At 61.6% G+C, this 11,504-nt stretch carries 7 protein-coding genes; 2 read left to right on the forward strand and 5 right to left on the reverse strand.

Annotated elements, in window-relative coordinates; translation table 11 throughout:
• Window positions 1–65 precede the first annotated feature (65 nt).
• Window positions 66–2,996 (forward strand): aminopeptidase N, encoded by a 2,931-nt coding sequence (gene pepN, locus LQ788_RS16730; RefSeq protein ID WP_231442930.1) that lies wholly within the window; start codon window positions 66–68, stop codon window positions 2,994–2,996.
• A gap of 215 nt (window positions 2,997–3,211) precedes the next feature.
• Here the strand turns inward: pepN and LQ788_RS16735 are convergent, their stop codons facing one another.
• From LQ788_RS16735 to LQ788_RS16745, 3 genes are all read right to left on the reverse strand, one after another.
• Window positions 3,212–4,300, reverse strand: a complete 1,089-nt coding sequence (locus LQ788_RS16735) for a C40 family peptidase (RefSeq protein ID WP_231442931.1) — start codon at window positions 4,298–4,300, stop codon at window positions 3,212–3,214.
• A gap of 362 nt (window positions 4,301–4,662) precedes the next feature.
• On the reverse strand, window positions 4,663–5,736 hold the full coding sequence (locus LQ788_RS16740) for an LLM class flavin-dependent oxidoreductase (RefSeq protein WP_262908279.1): 1,074 nt from the start codon (window positions 5,734–5,736) through the stop codon (window positions 4,663–4,665).
• A gap of 88 nt (window positions 5,737–5,824) precedes the next feature.
• On the reverse strand, window positions 5,825–8,140 hold the full coding sequence (locus LQ788_RS16745) for an HNH endonuclease signature motif containing protein (RefSeq protein ID WP_231442935.1): 2,316 nt from the start codon (window positions 8,138–8,140) through the stop codon (window positions 5,825–5,827).
• Window positions 8,141–8,501: 361 nt separating this feature from the next.
• Between LQ788_RS16745 and LQ788_RS16750 the strand changes: the two genes are divergently transcribed.
• Window positions 8,502–9,542, forward strand: coding sequence for an NAD(P)/FAD-dependent oxidoreductase (locus LQ788_RS16750; RefSeq protein WP_231442937.1), 1,041 nt, complete (start codon window positions 8,502–8,504; stop codon window positions 9,540–9,542).
• Between the two features lie 70 nt (window positions 9,543–9,612).
• Here LQ788_RS16750 and LQ788_RS16755 read toward each other — a convergent pair whose 3' ends face one another.
• Together LQ788_RS16755 and LQ788_RS16760 are read right to left on the reverse strand one after the other, a co-directional pair.
• Window positions 9,613–10,008, reverse strand: a complete 396-nt coding sequence (locus LQ788_RS16755; RefSeq protein WP_231442939.1) for a universal stress protein — start codon at window positions 10,006–10,008, stop codon at window positions 9,613–9,615.
• 49 nt (window positions 10,009–10,057) lie between these two features.
• Window positions 10,058–11,488, reverse strand: coding sequence for an APC family permease (locus LQ788_RS16760; protein ID WP_231442941.1), 1,431 nt, complete (start codon window positions 11,486–11,488; stop codon window positions 10,058–10,060).
• Between the last annotated feature and the right edge of the window lie 16 nt (window positions 11,489–11,504).

Consider the following 11,504-nt stretch of genomic DNA (forward strand, 5'->3'; position numbering starts at 1 on the left):
CCTGCGCTGTACCCAGCGTACCGGAATTGTGACATGCTAAAGTCTGTGCGCCGAGGAGGCTATGAATGACAACCAACCTGACCCGAGATGAAGCGCAGAGCCGCACCCAAGTGCTCGATGTCTCGACCTACACTGTCGATATCGACGTCAGCAATGCCGAAACCGGAGCTCCGACGTACCTGTCCCGGACCGTCGTCGAGTTCACCGCTCGGACCGAATGCCGCACATTCATCGACCTGATCGCAGACTCGGTCACATTCGCCGAGATCAATGATGAGATCCTCGATCCCGCCGAGGTGTTCGACGGCGCGCGAGTGGGACTGCCCATCCGCACAGGGAAGAACACCCTGACGATCGAGGCACAGGCCTACTACTCCACCTCGGGCGAGGGGCTGCACCGCTTCACCGACCCTGCCGACGGCAAGGTCTACCTCTACACCCAGTACGAACCGACCGATGCCCGCCGCGTGTTCGCGAACTTCGACCAGCCGGACCTCAAAGCCGAGTTCATCTTCAACGTGACGGCGCCCGAGCACTTCCAGGTTCTCTCGAACCGGCCCGAGACGAGTCGCGGACCGAGCCAGGAGAAGAGCCAAGAGCAGGTCGATCCGGACTCCCCCGCGATCACTCACCACTTCGCTCCGACGCTGCGACAGTCGAGCTACATCACCTGCATCACAGCGGGCCCCTATGAGGGGGCGACCGATAAGTGGACGGACCCCACGACGGGCGAGACCATCGCGCTGGGCGCATGGACGCGCGCCAGCCTCGTCGACCATCTCGATGCCTCCGACATCTTCTCGATCACGAAGGCCGGGCTGGACTTCTTCAGCTCCGAATTCGACTACCCCTACCCGTGGGGCAAGTACGACCAGATCTTCGTTCCGGAGTACAACCTCGGCGCCATGGAGAATCCGGGCCTGGTCACGTTCACCGACAGCCTGATCTTCCGGGACAAGGTCACGGACGCGAACTACGAGTCGCGAGCCAATGTGATCCTCCACGAGATGGCGCACATGTGGTTCGGCGACCTGGTGACCATGAAGTGGTGGGACGATCTGTGGCTCAAGGAGTCGTTCGCCGACTACATGGGCGGGCTGGCGCTGGCCGAGGCGACCCGCTTCACCGACGGCTGGGTCACGTTCGCGCTGCGTCGGAAGGCGTGGGCGTACACACAGGATCTGTATCCGACCACGCATCCGATCGTCGCCGACATTCCCGACGTGGAGGCCGCGAAGCTCAACTTCGACGGCATCACGTATGCCAAGGGCGCCTCCGTCCTCAAGCAGCTCGTCGCCTTCGTCGGCCGGGAGGCCTTCTTCGCCGGTTCGCGTCTCTACTTCAAACGCTTCGACTTCCGCAATACCGAACTCGCCGACTTCCTCGAATGCCTCGCCGAGGTGGCCCCTGACCGGGACATCGCCACCTGGGCCAGCGCATGGCTGGGCACGTCCGGAGTCTCCGAACTGTCCCTGGAGCTGACGACCGGCAGTTCCGATGCGGTGCGGAGCAAAGCGAGCACCGGTACGTATGTGAGCGGCAACGCCGGTGGCAACGGCAGTGCGGGTGGCAGTGGCAGTGCCGGTGGCAGTGGCGGTGGCGGTGCAGGGACTGTGGGAACTGCGGGGACTGCACGACGTTCCGGGCGGGACAGCATCATCAGCGCGAAGATCACACAGGCCGATTCGGCCCGTGGTACCGAACTGCTGCGCCCGCACACGCTTGAGATCGCCACACTGGGGCGGTCGGGACGCAAGCTGGTCCCCCTCGACACCTTCGCCTTCGACTTCTCCACCGAATCCGCCGAGGTGGAGCAGCTCGTTGGGCGCACCCTCGGCGATATCACGTTGGTGAACTTTGCCGATCATGACTATGCGCGCGTGCGCTTGGATCAGGCCTCGACGGAGGCCGCGATCAGGTCGGTCTCCCGGATCGCCGATCCGCTTTCGCGGGCGCTGGTCTGGTCGGCCTTGGACAACGCCGTTCGCGATGGCCTCCTTCCTGTGCAGCGATACCTCACGGCCTATGCTCGAAGCTTGGGCAAGGAAAGCCATGCCGGCATCATGGCTGGATTGAGCCAGACGGCCCTGACCTGCCTGGATCAGTGGGTCTCGGAGAGGAACTTCGAGACCGCGATCACGGGCTTGCTGGGCGCCGCTCTCGACGCGTTGGCCACGGCACGGGCCGGTTCGGATGCTCAGCTGCATCTGGCGAATCTGGTTCTTGCTCTCACGTCCCGCACGGCGCGCTGCTTCGAGGCAAGTGCCGCGATCACGATGGGCCGCAGCTTCGCTTCGCAGATCCTCGCCGTTCCCGTCGGCGAGGAGATCGATCGCCTCACGCCCGGTGTACCCGCTGGATCTGAGTCTGCGGGTTCTGAGTCTGCGGAGACTGCTGGCGCGGGGTCTGCTGGTTCTACTAGCGCGGGGTCTGTCGCTCCGGACCATGCGGCGGCGTCAATGCCGTTCAAGGGCCTGATCAACGATCATGCCCTGCGCTGGAATGCACTGACTGCACTCGTGTGTCTGGGATGGGCTGACCAGACCGACATCGCCCGAGAGAACCAGTCTGATCCCAGCTCATCGGGTCGCCTCCATGCGGAGACCGCCAGCGCCGCCATGCCTCTGCCGATCGTGAAGATCCGCGCATGGGAGGTCATCAACGAAGCGGCCGCGCTGAGCAACGATGTGCTCTCAGCAATCATCTCCGGCTTCGTGGCACCCACATCGATGCCGCTCATTGAGAACTACGTCGATGAGTACTTCTCGCTGCTTGCGACGTTCTGGTCCGATAATTCGATCGAGATCGCCCGGCGCCTCGTGCTTGGCCTCTACCCACGCTGGTCTATTGACGAAGAGCGGGTGGTCCAGAAGACCGATGCCTGGCTGGCAGAGCACGGCGACGCCCCAGCAGCGCTTCGTCGCCTGCTCATCGAACGACGCGACGATCTCGCTCGGGCGATCTACCTCAAGTCGACCCAGAGTTCACGCCACTGACAGGTCTCTGACGTGGTCTGATTCAGGACGACAAGAGCGAAGGCCGAATCCCCGAATGAAACGGGGAATCGGCCTTCGCTCTGTGTTCATAGCTCACCGTCGCTGGGCAGATAGCTCACCGTCGCTGGGCAGTTCGCTCACCGTCGCTGGGCTGCGAGGTCAACGCCGGTCGGTGACCAGCCGACCGTTCAGCCTCTCGCCGCTCAGCTTCAGGCTCAGATGATTCGGCGAGCTCCGGAGAACTCGTTGCCGGTGTCCCACGACTTCCAGTCGGTGACGTAGACGTCTTTCGAAGCATTGGGCGAATGGATCATCTTGCCGTCGCCGACGTACATTCCGACGTGGTGGACGGTTCCCGAGCTGGTGGAGAAGAACAGCAGGTCGCCAGCTTTGAGGTCACCCTCGGCGACCTTCTTTCCGGTTGTCGCCTGCTCACCCGAGTCACGGGGGATGTCGATGCCGTGTGCTCGGTAGATGCTGTACGTGAAGCCTGAGCAGTCGAAGCCATAGGGCGAGACGCCTGCCCACAGGTAGCGCAGCCCGTCGAACTTCTTCGCGGTCTTGACGAGGTCATCGCCGCTGGGCTTCTCCGGTTTGCCGTCGGTGTCATAGACGTCAACATCGTCGACGTCGATCCACGCTGCGCCGCCGCCTGGGAGCGCCACGCGCACATCGTCGACGTCTTGAGCGATGAGAGGAAGGTCGACGTTGAAGGTGATCTCTGCACCGGTGTCCTTGGTGAATTCGATGCCTTCGAGTTCACTCTTCTTCTTGGTGACGACGGCCCGAGGCTGGTCGTCCTTCAAATCGCCGAACCGATCGTTTTCGACCAGCTGCTTCTTCGGCACCCAGCCGGGGTACCCCTTCTTATTCTTGGAGGTGGACTGGTCTTTGACCGCGACCTGGGCCCAAGCACCCTTGGTTTTGAGGACGGTGACTTCGGATCCGTAGGCGGCCTGGGTCTCGACCTTGCCGGTCAAGCCGCGCCGCACCTCGGTGTCCTTGAGATTCTTGTTCCACTTGTCGAGGTCGACAGGGTGTCCGAGGGCAGGCTTGTCGACCTTACGGGGTGCTTTCGAATCGGTCCACAGAGTCGCAACAGTGACATCGACGTAGGCTGTTTCGCCCTTTTCGATCTTACCGTCAGTGACCCGCTCAAGCTCTTGGCCCGGGACGACTGCAGCTTCCAAATCGGTTGCGGATTCTTCATCGGTCGACGTCAGGTTGCTCGACAGCGCGGGAGCTCCTGCGCCAAATACAAGTCCGAGCCCAAGTGCCGCCGAAACAGCAATTTTGGTACGCATTATTTCTCTTTCGGTCTGCGGGTGTCACTCCCGCGTGGGGGAAGTCTCCGAAGGTCATTCGGTATGCGTGCTCCGCAGCCCATGGCACCGACCGGTATCGAAATCTGTGGTCGACATCGATCGAACCCATGCGCATCGAAGCGCCGCACAGTGCCAATATTACTGCCTGCTCGGAAGCAGACGGCAACGTCGACACTGTGGCAGGATATCGCGATGCCAGCTTGAAAAGAAGTGCACTTGTCCGAATCGATATAGAGATGAGACTTCCCACGGGCACGACGAGCTGAAGGGGGCGCCCTCAGTTCGAGTCGCCGTCTTCAGCTCATCATGATGGTGGTGAACTCAGCTCACTGGGCTGTTCCTCAGTTGAGGAACTCAGCCGCCAACAGCTCGAGCGATTGAATTCGAGCGGCATCTTGAAGGAGGTCCTCGCCTTCCATCGCTCCTGCGACGGGTTGGATCATGATTTCGTCGACCTCGAACCGGCTGGCAAGTTCTTCAAGCTGGGCCTTGGCCGATGCGGCGTCGCCGATGATCCAGTTCTCGGACATGTCTTCGCCGACCATGCGCTCCTGTTCGGTCCTGACCGAGCGCACGTCGTCGCCGGCCAGTCGCAAGGGCTCCATTCGCCCACCTGTCCGCAGGCGAGACATCTGCAGCAGGAACGGCTCCGAACGCAGCTGTGCCTCTTCCTCGGTCGGCGAGACCACAGCATTGACCGTGACGAACGTCTGCGGCTTGTCTCCGTAAGCACCGGGAGTGAAGTTGTCGCGGTAGATCTTCATCCCGGTGGTGGCACCCGCAGCGAAGTGATTGGCGAATACGTAGGGCATGCCGAGCTGTGCGGCCAGTCGGGCCGAGTAGCCAGACGACCCGAGCAGCCATGGCAGAGGTTGTGTTCCCGGCACAGCAGCAGGTGTCGCGTGTAGGACGTGCTCGCGCCCGCCGTGGAGTGGAATGCGCAGCCCTTCGGGTTTCATCAGGCTCAGCGTGTCGATGACGTGCTGGGGGAACTGTTCGACGGGGTCGACCGTGTTTCCCTCCCGATCAACCATGCGACCTTCGCCGAGGTGGCCCCTCATGGCTGCGGAGGTGATCGGGTCTGTGCCTGGGGCTCGACCTATGCCCAGATCGATGCGGTCACCGTAGACCGCCGAGAGGAGCGAGAAGAGTTCCGCGACTGCCAGCGGCGCGTGGTTGGGAAGCATCACACCGCCGGATCCGAGGCGGATTCGCTCGGTGCCCTGCCCGAGGTACATGAGCTCGGCGCCCGGCATCGTTGAGGCGATCGATGGCATGTTGTGGTGTTCGGCAACCCAATAGCGGGTGAAGCCCAGTTTGTCCGCGGACTGAACCAGTTCGTGGGAGGCTGCAAAAGAATCTGAGGTGCTCTGTCCGACGCGGACCGGCACGAGGTCAAGAATAGAAAGCTCCATGCTGATGGCAACAGCCGCCTCATCGGGTTCATTCCGCTTTGCCTGCGGGACCTACGGCACACTGCTACCCTGATTCACACGAATCGCGCTAGTCGAAGAGAGTATCTGTGATCTCTTTCGCGATGAACCGTGCGTGCAGGATCGGAGTTCTGGCGGGATCAATCGATGCTGGTGGCACCCATGCAGGGCGTCCGTCCTTCAGCATCACGGTGTGCCAGTCCGATTCGTCGATCAGATGGTGGTGGGAGCCGCATGCCAGTGTCAGATTATTGACATCGGTCTTACCCTTTTGCGACCACGGAACTATATGGTGAGCGTCGCACCACCCAGGTGGAGTGTCGCAACCGGGAAATGTACAGCCCTGGTCTCGGCTGGAAATGACTGCCAACTGCTTTGAGGTGGCGAATCGTCGCTCTGTCGCAAGTTCCATACTCTTCGTCTTTTCGCCCATCAGGTGGAAGAACACCGAACCGTTCAGCCCCTCGTAGGAGGCCGTCTGCATCGGAAAAGGTGCTTCTGCGTCGGTGGCGGCACGACCGGACTGCTTTGCGAGGTCCTCGGCTTTCGCTGTGACCACGAGTGCGAAGGGCGCACCCGCCATCACTCGTTTCATTTCGATTCGGCCGATCATCGTGGCGAATCGTTCGTAGATTCTGTTCTTCACGCTCGGCTGTCGGCCGGCCATAGCCACTGTGGAGCCGTCTTCTCTCACGCCATATCCCCGCGGTACGTCACCGGAGCCTGCGCCGCCTGCTGTCTTTGACCCTCCCAGCCCGTCAACGGCTTGGTTGTCGAAACCGAATTCCAGCGAAGGGTCAAGCGCGTCCGCACGATCACCGTGCAGCACTTGAGCGTATACGTCGACCACTTCCTGATCCGCTGCGGAGATGGCATCCGCGGCTGAGGTGGCGTCCGCGGCAGAGGTGGCGTCCGCGGCAGCTGTGTCCGTACCTGAATCGACATCCGTACCTGCGCCAGTGCCAGTGCCAGTGCCAGTGCCAGTGCCAGTGCCAGTGCCAGTGCCAGTGCCAGCTTCGCTCTGTTGCGCCGTTGTTGGGGCTTCTTCGCTGTCGACTTTGATGCGCGATGTGAGGTGCCCGCTCATAATCCCGCCAGTGACTGCGTCGAGGACTCCTTTGAGCGCCCAGGTTCCGTCTTTTCGCTGGCGCAGGCTGACTGAGAAGTTGTCACGTTTCGGCGCTTCGTCAGGCAGTTCACCATCGGGGTCGAGCCATCCGAGAATCTCGTTGAATAGCTGTTGTATGTCCTTCACACGCACCGAGGGCGCCTTTTCGACCAAGATTCGTTCCGCTTCCAGACGGTCTTCCTGACTGACCCGAAAGGGAAGGTGCCTCAGGCACCCGATGATCGCGCTGGCCTGGGTCGCCGAGAGCAACCCCTTCTGCAATGCTTCAGAAACTATGGGACAAACCGGTGCGATCGGATCGCCGCTGAAACTGACCTGGTCTCCCAGTTTTTCTGCCAACTCGGATCTCCGGTAGGCCTCCCGTTCTGAGAGGTTGAGCCGATTCTGGACCAACGCTTTCGTCGTCTTTGCACCGTAGTCTCGAGGAGTTCCCACTCGTTCGAACACGGAAAGAGTCACGACTGAGAGTGATTCGACCAGCCGGTTGACTGTCTCCAGCCCATCCATCACTGTGAGCGCTTCGCCGGGGGCCAATGGTCGATTGCACGAATGGAGATCACCGACGAGTGTGCGAAGATCCTGGATGCTGCTGACGACTTCGGGAGCGATGCGTGCCAAGTCCGACCAGGCGCACTCGTCCAGAAGTGGATGCTCCGATTCGAGGCCAGTGTCGGATGCGGGCATGCTGTCGGTGCCGTTCGCACCGGTCTGTCCCGTGCGGTCTCGGGCTTCTTGACGCTTGGGCTCAGCGTTGGGCTGCGCTCCGCCGAGGGTGGTCGCCCAATCATCAGCCTCGCAGCCGTCAGGCCCGTTCTCATCAACACCGCGCTCAGCCTCCGGCCCCTCGACCTTCCTGTGCATCCACGCTTCTTTTTCGGCGTCGATCTCTGCCGCACGCCTTTTGAGTTCGGCTCGCGCGTCCGGATCATCAGCACTCGCCTGCCACGGGTTCCGACCAACCCAACGATCCCGCAGCTCATCGTCTGATGACTCGACAGCGCTGGTGGGAGCACCGGATTCGAGTGGATGCTCGGCATCGACAAACTCGAAATCATCTGGGGGTGGCGTGGCCACTTCATCAAAGCGATCGGCCAGTGGGTGACCATCAAGGTCAAGGCCTGCTTCGCGCAGCAGTTCTCGATACGTGCGAGTCTCGTTGCGATCTTCAGCCGCACTCTCGCCACCGGGCGCAGCAGGTGAGGCGGGTTCGTCACGCCTATTCTGCCTGTCGCGCTTGCGGTCGGGGGTGAGAGTCATGATCTCGGAATCCGTTCGTCAACTGCCTTGTTGTCCGCTTGATTCCAATTTTACGCGCATCATTAGCATAGTGTCTATAGTTTTGTTCTATTTTTTAAAGTTTTTTATTGTGGTGTTCGATCTAGTTCTAACCGCTAATCTCATAAGAGATCGAATCGTTCCAGTTCAGGCCACTCGTCATCTTCTATTCCGTTCAGTGGGTCGACCCCACACCTCGGCGCATTCACCCTGCGTCGCGCCTCGAGTCAGACACGCAATCGATCACAGTTTGCCAAATCAGCAAAATATCTTGCGTCACTGACGGGCTTCAGATCAGACTTCTGAGGTACCCGAATCCTTGCCCCTCAACAGAAGGACCGCCATGTCAGACCCTCTCGTCACTGAAAATCCACAAGACCGTCGCGACCCACAGACCCTCATCGCCGAGGTGGCCGTCATAGGTGGTGGCGCTGGTGGTCTGGCCGCGTCGATCGCTTTGGCCCGCTCACTGCGCAGTGTCGTCGTCATCGACGCTGGCTCGCCGCGCAATGCGCCGAGCGCGCACGCGCACAACGTCCTCGGTCAAGAAGGAATCAACCCCCTCGAACTCGTGGCCAAGGGACGTCGAGAGGCTGAAGGGTATGGCGTCCGGTTCGTCGACGCCACAGTCCTCAGTGCGGAGCGCGCCCAGCACTTAACCGATGAGTCCGAGCCGACGGGCTTCATCCTCAAGACTTCTGTCGGTGTCTCCATCGAGGCGAGGCGAATCGTCATCGCGACCGGCCTCACGGATGTGCTTCCCGATATCCCTGGGCTCGCGGACGGGTGGGGCGAAACCGTCATCCACTGCCCCTATTGCCACGGCTATGAGGTCCGTGGGGAGCGTATCGGCGTCATCGGCACTACCTCCATGTCCTATCACCAGGCCATGCTGTTCTCCCAGCTCAGCGACCACGTCACCTTCATACGCCACGATGCTCCGGAACCCGATGAGGCACAGACGAGAATGCTCGAATCGCTCGGCATCACCTACGTCGATGCGGCCGTCGAAGCGGTAGTACGCACCGACAGCGGAACCGACGTCACGCTACGCAGCCACACCTCGAGCGCCGCACCGCGAGGCAATGAGGCTGGGGCGACTGCAGAGAACGAGACCATGACCGTCGGGGCACTGGCCGTTGGTCCTTACTTCCGCGCGAACAGCGAGATCTTCGAACAGCTCGGCGGCACCGTCGTTGACCACCCGTCGGGTATGGGCTCGTCCATTCCCGCCGAGGCGACTGGAGCCACCGATGTGCCCGGCGTCTGGGCGGTGGGAAACAGCGCCGACATCTCGGCCATGGTGGTGGCGAGCGCGACCAGCGGCGTCCTGGTCGGTGCGCAGATCAACGCCGAACTCATCATGAGCTCAGTACCATCATGAGTTCAGTACCATCATGAGCTCGGTCTCGTCATGAGTTCAGTCCCCTCATGAGACCGCATTCATGACGCGCTCAGCGGCTGGCCTTCACACAGAGGACAGGGCATACGGCTTCAAGGATGACTCGTTGGATCGTCGATCCCAGGAGGAATTTCCCAACTGGGGTCCGCTTTCTGGTCCCGAGCACGATCAGCTCAGCCCCCACCTCGGCGGCGGCATCGAGAATCTGTTCCGCGGGATCGTACTCGCTGCCCCTCGTCAGCACTCGTCCCTGAACTCCGGAGCGCGACAGATACTCCTGGACCGACTTGATCTCACCCTCGCCGAGGCGGTAGGCATCGCTGCGATCTGATGATCGGGAAGCGTTGACGACGACCAATTCCAGACCGTCTTTCTTCGCCTCCGAGATCCCCTTGTCGAGTGCGGCATGGCCTGCTGGATTGTTGACGTATCCCACGATGACGGTCATTTTTCACCTTCACTTGTTGAGACTGATTGAAACCTGGAACGTCCCGCGATCATGTGAGCTCCTCGGGATTGCGGAACTTGGTGCTCGCGCCCTTCACGGACCGGTTCCACAACCAGGTGGCGGCCCACAGGACGACGCCGATGCCGATCAGCGCCACCGCGATCTGGTACTGGATGAGGTCGTCGAGACGAGCCCAGGGTCCCACGAGGAACGCACAGGTGAACACGCCGAGCCAGGGCAGGAACTTAGGCGCCTTGAAGTGCTCGTGCTCGACCGGCTTCTTCCGCAGGACCAGCACCGCAACGTTGACGACGGCGAACACGGCGAGCAGCAGCAGCGAGGTCGTGCCGCCCAGGGACGCGGTCACCGTCTCCGGCAGCAGAGTGGTCACGGCGATGATGAGGCCGAAGGCGATGATGGTCGTGAAGACGATCGAAACCCACGGTGAGCGCCGTCCGGGCAGCACCTTCGCGAAGACGGGCGGAAGCACGTTCTGCTTCGACATTCCGTACAGCAGGCGGCTGGCCATGAGCATGTTGATGAGTGCGGAGTTCGCGACGGCGAACATCGTCATGAACGGGAAGATCAGGTCGATCGGAAGCCCCGGCGCACCGGCTCTGACGACCTCCAGCAGCGGCGTCTCGCTCTCGGAGAGTTTGCCGATCGGCACTGCGGCCACTGCCACCAGCGAGACGAGCACATAGATCACGCCGGTGATCGAGAGCCCCGTGAGCATGATCTTCGGGAAGACCCTCGGGTCCTTGGTCTCCTCGACCATGTTCACCGAATCCTCGAAGCCGACCATGGAGAAGAATGCCAGCGAGGTTGCACCGGTGATCGCGAGGAAGACGCCCTTGTCGTCGGCGGTTTCGAAGATCATCACGCGGGAAAAGTCGGCGCTGCCCGAGCCCAGTGCGAAGAAGCCGACCAAAATGACGAGCAGCAGGCCGCTGAGTTCGATCAAGGTCAGCACGACGTTGAACCACACGCTCTCGCCCACGCCGCGCAGGTTGATCGCGGCGATGACGGCCAGGAAGCCGAGCGCGATCCACATGATCCCCGTGCCTGATATGTCCCACCCGAACCCTGCCACCATGTTGGCGGCAAAGACGTTGGAGGCTGTCGACGCCGAGGTGATTCCCGAGCTGAGGACGGCGAATGCGACGAGGAACGTGATGAAGTGGACCCCGAACGCCTTATGCGTGTACAGCGCGGCACCGGCGGCGGTCGGATACTTGGTGACGAGCTCCATATAGGAGAATGCCGTGATCAGGGCCACTGCGAAGGCCAATATGACCGGAGCCCAGCCGGCACCGCCGACCTGTCCGGCGACCTTGCCCGTCAGTGCGTAGACGCCGGTACCCAGGATGTCACCGACGATGAAGAGGAGCAGAAGCTTAGGCCCCATGACCCGTTTCAGGGTCTCCGGCTGCTGCTCTGCCCCCGGACCTGTCTTGGTTGAGTTTTCGCTGTGACTCACGATGGTGCCTCCGTGT

It is taken from the genome of Brevibacterium zhoupengii (genome assembly GCF_021117425.1).
GTDB lineage: Bacteria > Actinomycetota > Actinomycetes > Actinomycetales > Brevibacteriaceae > Brevibacterium > Brevibacterium zhoupengii.